This is a genomic window from Streptomyces sp. NPDC048483 (genome assembly GCF_040651455.1).
Taxonomy (GTDB): Bacteria; Actinomycetota; Actinomycetes; order Streptomycetales; family Streptomycetaceae; genus Streptomyces.
In genome coordinates, this window is record NZ_JBEZJZ010000157.1 from 1 (window position 1) to 15,068 (window position 15,068).

The window sequence follows — 15,068 nt, forward strand, 5'->3', positions numbered from 1 at the left end:
TCAGGGACGAGATCATCAACCACCCACCAGACCCTGCCCGATGACACCGCCAACTCCCAGCCGCCGCACCGAACTCATTCTGAAATGATCAGTTAGACCGACCAGCAAATGGATCACTTGAGGCGGCGGGTGGTGGGCCGGGCGTCCCAGCGGTAGAGCTTGGTCGCGCGTCGGATGAGCATGCGGAGCGTGACCAGTACTGCGGTGAGGCGGAGGGAGAAGTCCCTATACGGCAACGTCCCCGCCTGCAAGCAACGTCCAGTCCCCTCACGTGCCGCGCACCCAGCGCGGCGCCGATGATTCGCATCGCTTCCGTGGCCCCGCGCTCGCCGCTCGCGGGCTACTCCGTGATACCGTATAGTGGTACTCGGTGCTACGCAGTACTGGGAGGATCGAAGGGGAGAACCCGCGATGGACGACCTGACGGAGATGTTGAAGGGCACGCTTGAGGGCTGCGTGCTGGAAATCATCGGCAGGGAGGAGACCTACGGGTACGCCATCACGCGTCGGCTGAATGAACTCGGCTTCGCCGACGTCGTCGAGGGGACGGTCTACACCATCTTGCTGCGACTGGAGAAGAACGGGCTCGTTCAGGTGACGAAACGACCATCCGGAATGGGTCCGCCGCGCAAGTTCTATGCGCTCAACGACGCGGGGCGCGAAGAACTCGGGAGGTTCTGGGGGAAATGGGAGTACCTCTCATCACGAATCGACAAGCTCAAGGAGGGCGGGAGATGAACTTCTGGGAGACCATTACCGGCAGCGACCTCACCAGGGAATCGAAGGCGTTCGAAACCCGGGCCGAGGCATTGCCGGCCGACTACCGGGCGGCGTGGGAACAGATCAAGGTTCATCTCTCCCCCTACTCGGGCTTCACGGGCCGCAACCTGATGCCGATCCTCGACGGTGCCCTGGGGCTGCTCGAAGAAACGGCGGCGGATGGGCAGAGCGTTCACGAGGTGCTGGGCGACGACGTCGAGGGCTTCTGCGCGGCACTGGCCGGGGGAGAAGGGGCTCGGAGCTATCGCGACCGGTGGCGCGAGCAGTTGAACCGGAACGTCGCAAGGAAATTGGGCCAGCTAGGGGGCTGACGTGGGCATCCAAGACATCATCGAGGGCAAGAAGCAGTGGCGAGCGCACATGGCGCGGGTCAAGGCGCTCCCGCCGGATTACCAGATCGTCTACAAGGAGATTCAGAAGTACTTCTTCAAGATCGGACCGATCGACTTGCCCGACGGGACCCTACTCTCAGGGATAGTCGATTTCTTCGAGGAGGGCGTCGCGGCCGACAAGGGAGTCCTGGAACTCATCGGCAACGACGTCGCTGCCTTCTGCGACGACCTGGTCAAGGATTCGCGCACCTACGCGGACATCTATCAGGAGTCCATCAGCGGGAAACCCGGCACGGCCGAGAAGTAAGACCGACCGGCAGATGGATCACTTGAGGCGGCGTGTGGTGGGACGGCCGTCCCAGGGGATAGTGCTTGTAGCTCGGCGGATCAGCATACGTAGCGTGACGAGTGCGGCGGCGAGGTAGAGGTAGAAGTCCACGACCTCGCCGCTCCTCTCGGTGCAACGCCGGAGCTTGCCATAGTCGTTCATCCACGAGTGGGTGCGTTCGACCACCCAGCGCTTGCCGGCCTGGATCGGTGCTGGCCTCCCTTGCGGGCGATCTCGGCTGTGAACCCCAGCTCGGCCATCAGCGCACGGGACTTGGCGCTGTCGTAGCCGCGGTCGAGGTTGACGCTCACGGTTTCCGGCATCGCGCCGACCTGCTCCTTCGCCGCGCCCAGGGCGGGCCCGAGCAGGGGCGAGTCATGCCGGTTCGCCCCGTCGGAGACGATCCCGAGGGGGACGCCGCAGGCATCGGAGGCGACCGAGTGTTTCCGCCCCTGCTTGCCGCGGTCGACCGGCGAACGCCCTGCCTTCTCGCCGCCGGACGGAGCCTTGGTGAGGCAACCGTCCACCGAGATCTCGCTCAGTCCGAGGCCGATCATGCGGTCGTACGCCTCCAGCGCGAGGGCGTGGACCCTCTCGGATATCCCCAGTTCAGCACACTGTTTGACGCGACGTCTGATGGTGCGGTCGGAGCATCCGGGGGTGGAGATGCGCTCGTAGCCTGAGCTGTGGACCAGCGCCAGCACGACGTGCTCGAAGACCGTCCGGTCGGCGATCCGGCGCCGGTGGCAGCCCAGCGGGTGGTCAGCAGCGAACTCTCCCCGAGGGTTCGAGCAGGCAAGATGGCAGCGCTGGCACGGCCGCCCTTCGTGATCACTGAGCGTAGAGAACTCCATGATCACGTGGACCCATGCCCGCACTGCATCCACCCCACCCCGATTCCTTGACGGTACGGGCCGGGCGGGCAGGGTCAGGCAAGCCGGCGGCAGCGAACTCCTTCAACTCCCGCTTCTGCAGCCATGCTTCAAAGGCACCCGCGTAGCGAGGAGAATCGCAAGGGCCACCCTCTGGCGAGGATGAAGCGGTGGGTGACCGAGCAGCTCCAAACACTGGTGTGCTGTACGAAGATGACCCGGGCATTCTTGCGCGAGCAGATGACACAGACGCCGACGCCGGCGACGAGGAGCACGGTCACGGCTACAACGAGATGGAAGAACTGCGATCGAAGGTCGTTGGCAGCATCCCTCAGCTTCAGGGCGGAGTTCTCACCAACGGGACGGACGGCTGCTACGTAGGCCTGCAGCCATTTCGCCCTGTTCGTTGCGATGACATTCAGGACGCAACCCGATATTTACGTGATCCAGGTAACGGCACAATTCGGTCGTGGCCGAAAAAGCAGAGACTGCAGACATCCGGGTAGGCGCTAGTGTCCTGAGTCGTTAATTCGTTGGCAGTGGACAGTGAGGGTCTCTCACGCGAGCGTTGTCCGGTTCGGTCGTGCTGCATTCGGCGCCACTTCCTGCTTAGCCTGCGTCATTCTGTCGTTCCGAGGAAGCTTCAGCCGTGCGCTCGCCGACCGTCACACGTGGCTGCGACACTCTCTGCCCATGACTACACAACCATGCTGGACCGACGACCTGTTCCCGTTCCCCACCCCACCCGCACTCGCCAAAATGGTCGACATCGCCTGGGAGGAGGGGTTCCTCACGACGGACCTGTACGAGGAGGGCCTGTACGACGCTCCCCGCGTGCAGACCAGCTTTGCTTTGCCCTTCGACCTGTGCGAGGTACCCCGCGCGCCTCAGGGGTGGGAGTACTGCTACGCGGGGGAAGTGTTCCGCCGACACCACGTACCGTTCATGTCCGTACCGGAACTCCTGCCCTTCGCGGACCTTGGCACCGGCACCTGCGTCGGATGGGTGGTCCCCGCGCCGGAACTCGGGCGCACTGACCATCCCGTTGCTTCCTTCGGCCACAAGGAGCCGGGCGTCATCGGCGGGAACACCCTGGACGGCCTCACCTTTCTGCTCTCCCTCGCCCTGCGCAGCGGAGGAGAGCGCCGCCGCACCCAGGTGGCACGCCTGTCGGCCGAACTCGGTATCCGGCCCACCCCGGAGTACGGGGTGAACCCCGACGGCGGCGACGTGGAGATCCCCCTCGATCTTGCGCCGCCGGCCGGCTGGCGCCACGAACCCGACCCGTCCGGCATCGGTATCGGCGTTCTCGCACCGAATGACGCCTTTGGCGACGAGTACCCCTCCTTCACCGGGGAGACAGCCACTGTCCTGGCCGACGCCTCCCGGATGCTCGACGCGGGCCACCCGGCGAGCGCTCTTCTGGGACTCACCGCCGCCTACCACGAGGATGCACAGCGCCTCCCGGACCTCCACCCCTTGTGGGCCCGCGCTTACAACGATCTCGACCGCCCTCTGTTCCGTGAACGTCTCGACGTCATGCTGGAGAACCACCAGCAGGCATTCTAATGCGGTGAGTTGGAAGCGTCTGGGTGGTTGATGGGGTGGGTGGATGCCGAGTCCAAAACCGTGTGCCGCCGGAGATGTCCGATCAGGAGCGCCGGGTGTTGCGGGGCTGGTCGCGACGGCGGACGGCGTCTGCATCGCTGGTGCTGCGCTCGAAGATCGTGCTGGCGGTGCGGAGGGCGCGTCGAACTCGCACGTCGCGCAGATGCTGGGTGTCTCGCGGGAGACGGTGCGCAAGTGGCGGGCGCAGTTCGCCGCGCACCGGCTGAAGGGGCTGGTGGACCGGCCGCGTTCGGGGGCGCCGCGGAAGATCACCGATGAGCAGGTCGAGGCGGAACTGGTCGTCAACCGGCGCCCGTGCGTGATGTGTTACGGCGCCGCAATGTGGTCCGGCATCCGGCATCCGGCATCCGGCATCCGGCATCCGGCACCAGCCCATCGCCGGAGAGGGCCCCGGACTGGAACAGCTCACCGGTTTCGACGAAGGGCCCATGCCGCACGATGGGGACGAGCAGTTCGACCGCCGTGAAATCCGCGTGATCCGCGGCATTCTCCGGGACGAGGCGATCGACGTCTTCAGGCGCTACGGAGAACGCGACGACACCGTGGTCTACCACGCCCGCGGGTCGGCTGTGGCCGAGCGACAAAAGCGCGGCGACCTCCTGAACTCCAGGACGTCATCGTGGACCGAGCCCGACTGCTTCCTATGAAGCTCGTTTATCGCCTGACGAGGCGTTGTCGACGCGTACTCCAGGCGCCGTGGTGACCGCCGTTCACTGCCTTGACTGGCACGGCTGGGGGACGCGCTTGGCACGGCGCTCGGCATGCGCGCGGGCAGGGGAGAACTCCTGGCGCCGGCGGGCTCGTTCGCTTGGCCCGCTCGCCGGAGTGACGGTGGACGGGCGTTGCGGCCGCTATTGGCTATCGTGCGCTTCTCGATACCGGCCCGAGGAAGCCCCACGCCCGGTCGGTGACCATTGCTCGCGTCAGGACTTCTGGCCTGTGCCGGTGTGCTTGCCGCCGATCCGCCGGAGCACAGGGTGATCGAGGTCGTCGTTGCCGACGACGATCGTCGCGTGCGCGGCTGGGTCGACCTCGGCGAGGTAGAGCCGGCAGGCGGCGTGGTAGCGATGGTCGAAGGCGTGCTCGGCCTGTGCGCTGCTGCCGAACAGCGTGGTGTCGCGGCGGGTGCCGCGTTGGCGCGCGACAAGGAAGCTGGTGTCGGCGAACACGACCTCGTCCCACAGACCGGCCAGTTCGTGGCGCTGCAGGAAGCTGCCGTCCACCACCAGGACCGCGTCGGCGGGGGCAGCGACCGGCGGTTCGTCGATCGCCTGGTCGCCGGCCAAGTCGATGATGCGGCTGCGGTAGCGGTGATCGCCGCCGGGGCCGAGGGGGACGAGGACGGATCGTACGAACGCGGGGAAGTCGTAGGCGTCCTGGTAGTAGCCGATCGCGTAGTCGCGGCCTTGCCGGTGACGATGGGCGCGCGGGTGATGGAAGCCGTCCATGGACAGGTGGACCGCCGGTCGGCCCCGGTCATCCACCGCGGTGGCGAGGGCGCGAGCCAGGGTGGTCTTGCCGGCGGCGGTGATGCCGTCCACCGCAACCCGCAGCGGATGCCCTGGCCGCCGGGCGGCAAGGTGGTCCGCGATGCGGCCGATGACCTGGTCCCGGGTGGGCCGGCTGACGCGACCGTCATACCTGTTCGGCTCGTTGTCGATGATTTCTGCCACGTGGCGGATCCTAGTGACATCGCTGCCACCTGCGGTTCAGATGGTGCCCGGTGATGCTCATACAGGGGCATCCTGTCGGCGTCCCACGTCATCGCCTTCGCCTCGGCGTGGCCATGCGGCCACCAGGGAATCGCCGTCACTACGACCCAACGTCACATCGCGGAGGGTGTCCTTGCCGGCCTGCACCCTCTGCACCCTCTGCGCGATCAGCAGCACGCGCTTCCCGATGGCCGGGGTCAGGGCCGGCAGCATCATCACGCGCCGGTAGTGCACCGGGCTCGTCCTGCCCACCAGCCAGCCGGACCTTCACGGTTGCCATGGCCTCGCCGGACGTGACGGACGTGACGGTGCCGGGGAACTGGTTGCGGATACTCAGACTCACGAAGAAACGCCTCACAAAAATCGGGGAAGGCAAGGCCAATTGCAGCCTGCGTTATTGCTGACGCTACGGGACGCCGAACGCTTGCATGGGTGAGCCCATTGCACCTGCCAGCCGAATGGCCCTGTCCGGCTGGCATATCGGGGCGTCCTGGAAGTCGCCGGTTGATTCAAGCCCTACGGCCTCCTGACCAGGGACTTTCCATCCTTGGTTCGCGGACGAATTCGATACCCGGGCCGCCTGCGTGAATTGCAGACGTGGCTTTTCTGGCTTCTCATTACCGCATATGCGAACCCAGTGATCCGATAGGCCGCACGTTTGCCGGGCATGAGCTCGGACAACCACCGCGCGGGAGAACTCGGGCCGCCCGTTGTCCGGCCGGGACCCGGCGGCCTCCGCCGAAGAGCGCCACCGACCCGCAAGACCCTCTTACTGGCTGATGCAAGAGCGGATGCCCGACCACGCAGGGCCGAAGAAGTGGGACTCCCTCGTTCACTACCTGGGCCCGGACATCAAGGTCACCAACCCCACCACGGGCGCCCCGTGGACCAAGAACGACAGCCGCGCCATCGTGTGCCCAACTAGCTGGACAAAGCACACGGCAGACACCTCTGTCGGCACAACGGACTGCGACGAGTACGCCATGGCCCACCCACGAGAGCGGAGGCTTCCCAGGCGGCGTCAACCAGGTCTCTTCCGGAGACGAATGCGCTCAGCTCTTCACGGACAAGATGGGCGACGACAGCGCTGACTTCGGGCTGCTCGCCGACACGCGGACTGCCACCGACGGCCCCAGCGGGACCGAGCGATGCGGCCGGGGCCGCCATCAACTCCACAGAGAACCAGGCGCGTTCAAGCAGCTGCAGCCCAAGACATGGTGGCTGCTTGATGACGACGGGTTCTTCGTCAGCAACCCAGGCTTCGAGCACTGCACAGGCGTAGCGACAACCTGCGCCTGGCGCAGCAGGTTCTCACCTCCCCGCTACACGCAAAGAGGGGGGCCGGACATGCGTCCGCCCCCTCTTCCCGCGCCTTAGCCGTTCCACGGCTCCCACAAGGCCCTCTCGTCAGGAGTGTGCGGCGGCCCCCACACCAGCATTCCGCCGATCAGCCCCGGCTTGTAGCCCGGGAGCAGCTTCGGATACTCCAGCCTGTCGGCCATCTCCTCCAGGAGCATGGTCAGCGACTTGTCCTCGACTGTGCGCTCACCTGTTTCATCCCAGCTCCCAGTTTCGCCCGTCTCGCCGTCAACGAACCTGCCATAGCTCAGATCCGTGACGCTCCACGAGCAGAACGGAATCCAGGACGGCTTCCAAAGCGGCATCCCCTCTTCCTCGCCGAACTGCTGCTCTTGCCGATGCCGGCTGTTCATGTGTCCCTGGTATGACTTCGCCGCCGTGTCAAGGTCCATCAAGGCCCAGCCGTGATCCGGAAACAGCCCTGTCCCGCGAACGTCGAGGCTTCCCGCGCACAGACGCCACAGCGCCCGCAGCGATACCGGGACCCGCACGCCAAGGGCCTCCTCCAGAGCGGCTACCTCGCTCTCCGACGCGCCGGGCTTGAGCGCGGCGTGCGTTGTGGGGGCGTGCCGGCGCAGCCAGGTTTCGATGCGCTGCCACGCTTCGGTCGCCTGCCGTGCCTGCACCGCGTCCTCGAGCGGTCCCCCGTTGCGGCCGGCGTGCTCGGGCTCTGTCGTCCGCGCAGGCGCGTGGGGCAGCACGTCCACCCCGCGCACCTGCACCATGCCCTCGTCCAGCGCCGGCGGCCCGTAGGCGTAATGAACGTCCAGCGCCGGGCAACCGTCAAAGGTCTCGCCGTCGACATGGACCACGTACATCGACGGTTCCCACCCTGGGGTGCCCATCAGCGGATCATCCGCCAACTGAGCGCACAGCACCTTCAGCGCGTATGCGGCGCCAGGCCCCAGCTGCGTGCACTGATTCCGTATATCGTCCGGCACCGCAACCGCCATAGCCACGCCCTCCTGGCTTTCTACCGCCCCCATCGGTGGCGAGGTCAGATTGCCATCAACGCCGCGGTAGTGCGAGCGGTTGATCGTGTCGCGGCGAAGCCGCTCCACCCATGCAAAAGCCTGCAGACCGCTATGAGATATGCGTCGAGTGCCACCAAGGACTGGTCGAAATCGCTTGCAGCATCATCATCGAGGCAGCCGTGGGCCGCACCGTCGAGGCGCTGAGCAACTGGACCGAGATCGCGCCCGGTTGCGTGATGAACCGCACCGCCGCCTCGGCCTCCAACCGGTCGAAGCCCTACCAGTCCCAGCTGATCCGCCAGGCCGGGTTCTCGGTGCCGGACACCCTGGTCACCAACGACCCGGACGTGGTGCGCGACTTCAGGGCACGGCACGGCCGGTTGATCTACAAATCGGTCAGCGCGGTGAGGTCCGTCGTGCGCGAACTCGACGACGAAGCGGCCCAAAGACTCCTCTTCATACGTGGCTGTCCGGTCCAGTTCCCGCGTTATGTCCCCGGAACCAACGTATGGGTGCACGTGGTCGCCCAGAACATGTTCGGTACCGCAACGGGGGTGAACCCAGGACCTCGACCGCGCTACCCGCCCTGAGGCGCGCGGCCGGGCACACGCCCCGGGCGCCGTTGCCATCACGAGCTGACCGGTTCCACGACCGACAGCACCAGGAAGAAGACGGCCGCCCTCGTCGACATCGCCGTATCAAGAAGTCGCCATGCAGCGGGCTCGCGCCACCAACACCAACGAGCCGGGGAATAGGGGGTATTGAGATTTCAGAGCAGCACCGGACGCTGCCGGTCTGCCATGAGGCGTCAAGGCCGTGTCTTCGACAGGCATTCGTCCGGTGCCGACGGGCACCGAACCGACCGGGGACGACCGCCGGCTTCCTCCACAGCAGGAACCGAATCAGCCCGGCGACACGGTGCTGAGGGAGGCGGCGGCCGGGCTGCCGGACGGTGCCCTCCTCGCCGGCCTCCGGCCGGTCACCGGTGTCGCCGAAGTGATCTTCGACCATCCGGTGAGCTGCCGCTACGCACGCCGGCACGGCGGGGCCGTGCTCACCGCGGTGCAATGGGACGGTGAATAGCGGGCGTGCCCCAGGTCCGGTCCGCAAGGCGGGAGCCGTCCCACCGCTCCGAGGGCCGGGGGCGTCTCGTTGAACAGGCCGGTTCGTACGCCCCGTACCCGGAGTGCGGGCACGGACCGAGGGAGCAGCGCCTGCGGGGTCCCGCCCCCTCGCGGGGTGGGCGCGGTCAGGCGACCCAGTCGTTGGTGATGCCGAGGACGGCGGAGCCGTCCAGGTCGGTGAGCTTGGTGCCCACGAAGTCTCGGGCCCAGTCGGAGGTCTGGAGGCGGAAGGCGGGCTCGTCCGCGGTCAGCGCCTCGATCACCGACTCGGCGGCGGCCTCGGCGGTCTGCGCGCCGTCGAGGAACTGGGAGATCGTGCGGTTCAGGTAGGCGTTCAGCTGGGGCGCGTATGCCCCGGCATCGGCGACAGCCGCTTCCAGGTCGACGCCGACGTTGGCGACGAACTCGGTGGCCACGGCGCCCGGCTCGATCACGGAGACGGACACGCCGTGCGCCGCGGCCACGGGGGCCAGGCTCTCCATGTATCCCTCGACGGCGAACTTGGCCGCGCAGTAGGCCTCGTTGAAGGGCTGTCCGATGACGCCGCCGACGCTGGTGACGGTGATCAGGCGGCCGCCGGAGGCGCGCAGGTGGGGCATGGCCGCCTTCGAGACGTTGAGCACGCCGAAGAAGTTGACCTCCATGACCTTGCGGACCTCGGCCACGGACTCGTTCTCCAGGGTGCCGAGGTGTCCGGCACCCGCGTTGTTGACGACGGCGTCCAGGTGTCCGTAGTCCGCGAGCACGCCGTCGATTGCGGAGGTGATCGAGGCCTCGTCGGTGACGTCGAGCCGGCGGATGTCGAGCTCCACGCCCGCCTCGGCGGCGGCCTTGCGCAGGGCCTCGGAGCGACGGGGATCACGCAGCGTGGCGACCGTCGTCCAGCCGGCGCGTGCGGCGGAGACGGCGGCGGCGAGGCCGATGCCGGAGGAGGTGCCGGTGATCAGGACGACCTTGGGGGACTGGGAAGACATGGGGAGGCCTTTCGTGGCGCGGGGGTGTCGCGCATTTGAGTGCGTGTACACACACCGTACATTTACGTGCGTGTGCACGCAATCGCTAAACTGAGGGCATGTCGAAGAAGAAGCTCACGCAGGCGGAGATGCCGGTGGCCGACCACGCCTTCTACGGGCTGGTCTGGGCCGGGACCGTCCTGACCGACCGCGTGGACCGCGCCCTGAGCAAGGCGCACGACCTCCCGGTCTCCTGGTTCGAGGTCCTGCTCTGGCTGGCCTCCAGCCCCGACCCCGTTCCGGCCTCGGTCCTGGGGAACAGCACCATGCTCAGCCGCAGCCAGGTCTCACGCGTCGTCGACGCCCTCCAGAGCCGAGGTCTGGTCACCCGCACCCCCTCGGCCCGCGACGCCCGCTCCGTCGAGGTCTCGCTCACCCCCGAGGGGCACCAGCTCTTCGAGGCGGCCGACGCCACCCGCCGCGAGTGTCTCGCCCCCGTTTTCACGGACCTCCTCGACCAGGACGATCTGCGGGCGCTCGGCACGGTGTGGCGAAAGCTCAAGGCCAACAAGGACGCTTAGGGCCTGCCGCCGGTCTCCGGGCCGCCCCGCGGCGGACGACGGGAGCCTGACGACGCGCCCTCGGCTTGTCGTTCATCCGGTGACGGTGGTGCCGCGGCCCATCGCCTGGGTGTCGACCCTTCCGCTGAGGGAACGGCCAACCTCGCGCCTGCGAAGTTGCGAGGAAAGTGGCATCGGTCCGGCTGACGTCAGCCCAGGCGAGAGAGCTTCAGCAATGACCGGTGCCGGCGTGGGAGCACGGTCAACCGGTCATCAGCCCGGTTCGGTGCCAGTTCACCAGTGAGGCGTCCTCGGTGAGGCGCGCCGGGCGCGTGGCTGTCCGCCGCCTGTGCCTGATGTGCGACGTCCCGTCGAGAACGCGAGCCTGCGCAGTCGCCACCAGTCCATCGGGGGCTTCGGCCGCGGCACACCAGGGCGGTGCCGGGGCACGCGTACGCGCAGGGCGCGGGACTGGATCGTGCAGTGGACGGGGGTCGGCAGGGTGAGCGCCTCGCCGTCGACGCCGGCCGGGATCTCGGGCTCGTCGGCGTCGATGACGACCTCCCGGGCAGTCAGGGCGGTGAAGCCCTGCGCGTGCCTGCCTCTCAGGATCCCGGCTGCCTGCGCCGCGTTGTCGACCCTGATGCCCAGGATCCCGAGGACGCCCGCATTCAGGTCCTCCCGCCGTCCCAGTCCGGCGGGGTCGCCTTGGCGGTAGGGGTTGTTGCTGACCAGAACCGCCTGGGGTGCCTCGATGACTGTGTCCGCAGCGCGGACGGCCAGCCTCGGGCCGCGCTGGTGCGTCAGCAGGTCCGGAAGCATCTCCAGGATGGTCCGCACCTTGTCGTTGCGGTACGCGGGACTCTGGACGATGGACGCGTACGTTCCAAAGGACGCGTTGTTGACGAAGGGCCGGCCCTGGATGAAACCGAGGTCGACGCGGAGGTCGACTCCGTCGGTGAGGGCGTCGAGGCAGGCCGAGGGGTCGTCCCGGTCCAGGCCGAGGTCGAGTGCGAAGTGGTTGCGGGTTCCGGCGGAGATCACCATGAACGGGATGCCGTGTTCGGCGGCCACGCCGGCCACCATGGCCTGTGTGCCGTCTCCGCCGGCGACGCCGAGGAGGTCGGCGCCGTTCTCCACGGCTCTGCGCGCGAGCGCGACCACGTCCTCGTGGTGGGTGGTGTCCAACAGGTGTACTTCGGCGCCGAGTTCCTCCGCCCGTTCCTTCAGGTGGAATGCGCCCACCTTTCCGCCGCCCGAGCGGGGATTCATGATCAGGAAAGGGTGCTGGGGCGGCGCGGCCGGAACTTCCGGTGCGCGCGTCGGCCGGGCATCCCCACCGAGCGCGGCGCCGCCGGCGGAGACCGCCAGTGCCCCCAGGGCCACCGAGACGAGTACGACCCACAGCAGACCGGCCCATGCGTAGAGCAGGAGTATGACGGCCGGAGCCACGGCGGACAGGATGCTCGCCAGCGCCCTGGTGAGTCCGCGCCGCGTCAGTGCCCACCACGCACCCGCCGCGGCGATGGTCAGTCCGGCCAGCCCGGCGCCCAGCAGGACGACGCTCCTGAGCCCGGCGAACGCAAGAAGGATCAGGACCGCCGCAGCTGTGGCCACCAGGGCCAGGCGCGCGTACCAGCGCTGTGCCCTGCGGCCACGGGCGCCGGCATCTGTGTCCATGCGGCCTCCAGACATCATGCAGCTCGTGCACGGGCTTGTTCTCGGGCCCGCCTGACCTTGAACGGCACCGCTCCGCTCGCCGTCTGTCATTGCACAATCTGTGGCCGGCCGTCGCATCACCCGGGGTGGGTGAACGCTCGGCGGCGCGGTCATGGTTGCCCGAGGCGCCAACAGTGACCGTGAGTCGACGGGCAGACAGCCTCCGCCCCGCCCGGGCCCGGTGGTGTGGCTGACCACCGAGTACGAGGACAGGGCGCCCGGGGTCTTCTGGGCCTATGTTCTTGAGGCACTGGGCCATCACGAGGTCGTGCTGCCCGAGGAGGTGGGGCAGCCCAGGTCCGCCGACGTTGTCGATCACTCCCTGCCGGCGAGGCTCGCGTCCGCGCCGGCACATTTGAGCCGACCGGTCGTGCTCGTGTCGACGGAAGAGATCGCCGAAGCGATGTATCTGTCGGTCAATACGGTCAAGACGCATCTGCGGAGCATCTACCGCAAGCTCGCGGTTTCCCGCCGCAGCGATGCCGTACGGCGCGCACGGGAGCTCCATCTGCTCTGACCCACGAGCGGGGACGGGAGGTCACCTTGTCCGGGTGATGCGGCCGGGCCGGGTGGTCGTTCAGCATCGAAAGGGACGACTTCACCGACGGAGGGAAGGCCGCGCTCATGCGATACGAGTTCCGCGTGACGGGCCGCCTGCCGGCCGCCGCGGTCGAGGAGTTTCCCGAGCTCGATAACACGCGCGCTCCGGAGCAGACGGTCCTCTTCGGCCAGGTGACCGACGAGGCCCACCTCTACGGGCTCCTCATCCGCTTCCAGGACCTGGGCCTGCGAGTTCTGGAAATGCGCCAACTGCCGGAACCATGACAACCCCCGCCCTGAGCATGCCTCCACTGCTGTTGCAGGCCAAAGATGTCGGCGAGTCCGTGCCGGCGCCGTACGCCGTACGCCGTACGCCGGGGCGAGCGTGAGCGACAAACCGGGGGAGCGGGTCGGAAGGGCGCTCTCCTGCCGGAAACCCTGGCCCCGGCCGGTAGGTCGCCCGTCACGGGTGACGTGAATCCGCCCGGACGGAGTGATGGTGAATCGAGGACCTGCGCGAAGGAGCACCCATGGACCCGTCGCCTGCTGCCCCTGCCCCCAAAGGCCCCCAGGGCCCCTTGAGCGCCACTGAGCGGGCGGAATACGAGCATCTTCGCCGCGCCGCCGGTATACGGCATCGCCGGCTGCGCTACGCCGTCACCTCCCTGCTTCTGGTTCTGGCCTTCGTCCTCGCGCCCCTCAGCGTCGTCGCCACCTGGGTGGACTCCCAGGTCTCCGACACCAACCAGTACGTCCAAACCGTCGCGCCCATCGGCAAGGCGCCCGCGGTCCAGAGCGCGCTGACCAACCGTGTGACGGACCGGGTCGTCAGCTACATCAACACCGACGAGATCACCGCCGCACTCACGCGCGCCCTGCAAAAAGCCGGCGCCCCGCCGGCCGTGGTCGACAGGTCGGGCGCGCTGGCGGGCGCGTTGAAGAGCGGCGTCACCAACGTGGTCCACGGAGTGGTGAACAAGGTCGTGACGAGCGACCAGTTCGAGAATGCATGGGACAACGCCAACCGCAGGGCACACGCGGCGGTGGTGAACGTCCTCACTGGTGAAGGCGGCAGCGCCGTCGAGGCCAAGGGCAACACCATCAGCCTCAACATCGGCACGGTGATCAAAGAAGTGCAGAAGAAGCTGGTCGCCGCGGGCTTCGAGAAGGCCGACAAGATCCCCGACATCGACAAGTCCATCGTGCTGGTCAAGACCGACAAGCTGAACAAGGCCCAGGACGCCATGCGCCTGCTGAACATCGTCGGCGTCTGGCTGCCCGTGCTCGTGGTCGTACTGGCGGCGCTTGCTGTGTGGGTGGGGCCCGCGCACCGTGTGGCCATGATGAGCGCGGGAGTCGGCATCGGCGTGATGATGGTTCTGCTTCTCATCGCGCTCGCCTTCTTCCGCCAGAAGTACCTGGACTCCATCCAGCCCACAGTGCAGTCACCGGACGCCGCCTCCGTCGTGTACGACAACCTTGTGCGGTTCCTGCAGCAGAGCACCCGTACGGTGCTGGTCATCGCAGTGATCGTCGTGATCGCGGGCTACCTGTACGGGCCCGGACGCGGCGCCCGCGCGATTCGCCGCGCCACCGTGCGCGCCACCGAATCCGCCGGGCGGCTCCTCGCCCGGGTGGGGCTGCGCACGGGCGGCATGGGGCGCTGGCTCGACGGTCACCGCAGCTGGACGACGGGAATCGTGTTCGTCGCGGGAATTGTGGCGCTGTTCCTGTGGAACTACCCGACCCCGGGCTGTGTGGCCATCGTCCTCGGCCTGGGGGTGCTGGTCCTGGCGATCCTGGGCCTCCTTGCGGCCGCGCGGACGGTACCGGCACCGGCGGTGACGGGCCCCGGGCTCACTGCAGCCACACCAGGCCCGTCTGCCGGGTCACCTCCCGTCGACCCCGGTGCACCCGGCACCGAGCCCGAGAAGGAACCGCCGAACGAGGACGGCTGAACACCGGTTCACCAGGTCTCGCGGAGGGGCGGGCGCCGGAAGGGTGGCCCGAGCGTGTGACGGCAGCAGCCTCACCCGTCCGCCCGCCCGAACCACTCTCGCGTGGGCCGCCCAGCGCCCTTCCAAGGCGCACGCCGGTATCGCCATGGAAGCCGGGGTCAGCTTCGTGAGCACCGACGAGATCCGAGCGGCGACCGAGCGCGCCTCACTGCCGCCGGCCGAGGCCGA

Annotated in this window: 16 protein-coding genes and 5 pseudogenes; 13 read left to right on the top strand and 8 right to left on the bottom strand. The window is 67.8% G+C overall.

Annotation, left to right across the window (positions count from 1 at the left end; genetic code table 11):
- Positions 1–113 precede the first annotated feature (113 nt).
- Positions 114–224: pseudogene (locus AB0D04_RS39620) on the bottom strand (IS5/IS1182 family transposase); the annotation flags it as partial.
- Positions 225–411: 187 nt separating this feature from the next.
- Here AB0D04_RS39620 and AB0D04_RS39625 point away from each other — a divergent pair.
- The 3 genes from AB0D04_RS39625 to AB0D04_RS39635 are packed head-to-tail and all read left to right on the top strand — an operon-like array spanning position 412 to position 1,419.
- Positions 412–738 carry a PadR family transcriptional regulator gene (locus tag AB0D04_RS39625; RefSeq protein WP_362712261.1) on the top strand — a complete coding sequence of 109 codons (327 nt, stop codon included), beginning with the start codon at positions 412–414 and terminating at the stop codon, positions 736–738.
- Positions 735–1,091, top strand: a complete 357-nt coding sequence (locus AB0D04_RS39630) for a DUF1048 domain-containing protein (RefSeq protein WP_362712262.1) — start codon at positions 735–737, stop codon at positions 1,089–1,091. The genes AB0D04_RS39625 and AB0D04_RS39630 overlap by 4 nt, the downstream gene beginning before the upstream one ends.
- Before the next feature lies 1 nt (position 1,092).
- Positions 1,093–1,419, top strand: a complete 327-nt coding sequence (locus AB0D04_RS39635; RefSeq protein ID WP_362712263.1) for a DUF1048 domain-containing protein — start codon at positions 1,093–1,095, stop codon at positions 1,417–1,419.
- 18 nt (positions 1,420–1,437) lie between these two features.
- On the opposite strand, the pseudogene AB0D04_RS39640 reads toward AB0D04_RS39635, so the two are convergent.
- A pseudogene (locus AB0D04_RS39640) lies at positions 1,438–2,256 on the bottom strand (IS5 family transposase).
- A 749-nt stretch (positions 2,257–3,005) separates the two neighbouring features.
- On the opposite strand from AB0D04_RS39640, the gene AB0D04_RS39645 reads away from it, so the two are divergent.
- The 3 genes from AB0D04_RS39645 (at position 3,006) to AB0D04_RS39655 (ending at position 4,588) form a co-directional block, all read left to right on the top strand.
- The gene (locus tag AB0D04_RS39645; protein ID WP_362712264.1) at positions 3,006–3,881 is read left to right on the top strand and encodes a hypothetical protein; all 876 of its coding nucleotides are present in this window, start codon (positions 3,006–3,008) and stop codon (positions 3,879–3,881) included.
- Between the two features lie 202 nt (positions 3,882–4,083).
- Positions 4,084–4,407 carry a helix-turn-helix domain-containing protein gene (locus AB0D04_RS39650; protein WP_362712265.1) on the top strand — a complete coding sequence of 108 codons (324 nt, stop codon included), beginning with the start codon at positions 4,084–4,086 and terminating at the stop codon, positions 4,405–4,407.
- Positions 4,370–4,588 carry a hypothetical protein gene (locus AB0D04_RS39655; protein ID WP_362712266.1) on the top strand — a complete coding sequence of 73 codons (219 nt, stop codon included), beginning with the start codon at positions 4,370–4,372 and terminating at the stop codon, positions 4,586–4,588. The genes AB0D04_RS39650 and AB0D04_RS39655 overlap by 38 nt, the downstream gene beginning before the upstream one ends.
- 276 nt (positions 4,589–4,864) lie before the next feature.
- Here the strand turns inward: AB0D04_RS39655 and AB0D04_RS39660 are convergent, their stop codons facing one another.
- The 4 genes and pseudogenes from AB0D04_RS39660 to AB0D04_RS39675 all read right to left on the bottom strand — a co-directional run bounded on the left by AB0D04_RS39660 (position 4,865) and on the right by AB0D04_RS39675 (position 8,073).
- Positions 4,865–5,614 (bottom strand): hypothetical protein, encoded by a 750-nt coding sequence (locus AB0D04_RS39660; RefSeq protein WP_362712267.1) that lies wholly within the window; start codon positions 5,612–5,614, stop codon positions 4,865–4,867.
- Positions 5,615–5,671: 57 nt separating this feature from the next.
- Positions 5,672–5,887, bottom strand: a complete 216-nt coding sequence (locus AB0D04_RS39665; RefSeq protein ID WP_362712276.1) for a hypothetical protein — start codon at positions 5,885–5,887, stop codon at positions 5,672–5,674.
- 7 nt (positions 5,888–5,894) lie between these two features.
- Positions 5,895–5,996: pseudogene (locus AB0D04_RS39670) on the bottom strand (TOBE domain-containing protein); the annotation flags it as partial.
- 1,030 nt (positions 5,997–7,026) lie between these two features.
- Complete coding sequence (locus AB0D04_RS39675) at positions 7,027–8,073, bottom strand: SMI1/KNR4 family protein (RefSeq protein WP_362712268.1); 1,047 nt, start codon at positions 8,071–8,073, stop codon at positions 7,027–7,029.
- A 2-nt stretch (positions 8,074–8,075) separates the two neighbouring features.
- On the opposite strand from AB0D04_RS39675, the gene AB0D04_RS39680 reads away from it, so the two are divergent.
- Both AB0D04_RS39680 and AB0D04_RS39685 read left to right on the top strand, forming a co-directional pair.
- Positions 8,076–8,576 (top strand): hypothetical protein, encoded by a 501-nt coding sequence (locus AB0D04_RS39680; RefSeq protein ID WP_362712269.1) that lies wholly within the window; start codon positions 8,076–8,078, stop codon positions 8,574–8,576.
- 226 nt (positions 8,577–8,802) lie between these two features.
- Positions 8,803–9,069 carry a hypothetical protein gene (locus tag AB0D04_RS39685; protein WP_362712270.1) on the top strand — a complete coding sequence of 89 codons (267 nt, stop codon included), beginning with the start codon at positions 8,803–8,805 and terminating at the stop codon, positions 9,067–9,069.
- A gap of 166 nt (positions 9,070–9,235) precedes the next feature.
- Here the strand turns inward: AB0D04_RS39685 and AB0D04_RS39690 are convergent, their stop codons facing one another.
- The gene (locus AB0D04_RS39690) at positions 9,236–10,084 is read right to left on the bottom strand and encodes an SDR family oxidoreductase (protein ID WP_362712271.1); all 849 of its coding nucleotides are present in this window, start codon (positions 10,082–10,084) and stop codon (positions 9,236–9,238) included.
- A 98-nt stretch (positions 10,085–10,182) separates the two neighbouring features.
- Between AB0D04_RS39690 and AB0D04_RS39695 the strand changes: the two genes are divergently transcribed.
- Entirely contained in the window at positions 10,183–10,644 is a 462-nt protein-coding gene (locus AB0D04_RS39695) for a MarR family transcriptional regulator (RefSeq protein ID WP_362712272.1), read from the top strand.
- A 273-nt stretch (positions 10,645–10,917) separates the two neighbouring features.
- On the opposite strand, the gene AB0D04_RS39700 is transcribed toward AB0D04_RS39695, so the two are convergent.
- Positions 10,918–12,303, bottom strand: coding sequence for a diacylglycerol kinase family protein (locus AB0D04_RS39700; RefSeq protein ID WP_362712273.1), 1,386 nt, complete (start codon positions 12,301–12,303; stop codon positions 10,918–10,920).
- Positions 12,304–12,715: 412 nt separating this feature from the next.
- On the opposite strand from AB0D04_RS39700, the pseudogene AB0D04_RS39705 reads away from it, so the two are divergent.
- From AB0D04_RS39705 to AB0D04_RS39720, 4 genes and pseudogenes are all read left to right on the top strand, one after another.
- Positions 12,716–12,859 (top strand): annotated as a pseudogene (locus tag AB0D04_RS39705) (LuxR C-terminal-related transcriptional regulator); the annotation flags it as partial.
- A gap of 107 nt (positions 12,860–12,966) precedes the next feature.
- The gene (locus AB0D04_RS39710) at positions 12,967–13,167 is read left to right on the top strand and encodes a hypothetical protein (RefSeq protein WP_362712274.1); all 201 of its coding nucleotides are present in this window, start codon (positions 12,967–12,969) and stop codon (positions 13,165–13,167) included.
- A 293-nt stretch (positions 13,168–13,460) separates the two neighbouring features.
- Positions 13,461–14,840, top strand: coding sequence for a hypothetical protein (locus tag AB0D04_RS39715; protein ID WP_362712275.1), 1,380 nt, complete (start codon positions 13,461–13,463; stop codon positions 14,838–14,840).
- Positions 14,841–14,883: 43 nt separating this feature from the next.
- Positions 14,884–15,068, top strand: a pseudogene (locus tag AB0D04_RS39720) (hypothetical protein); the annotation flags it as partial.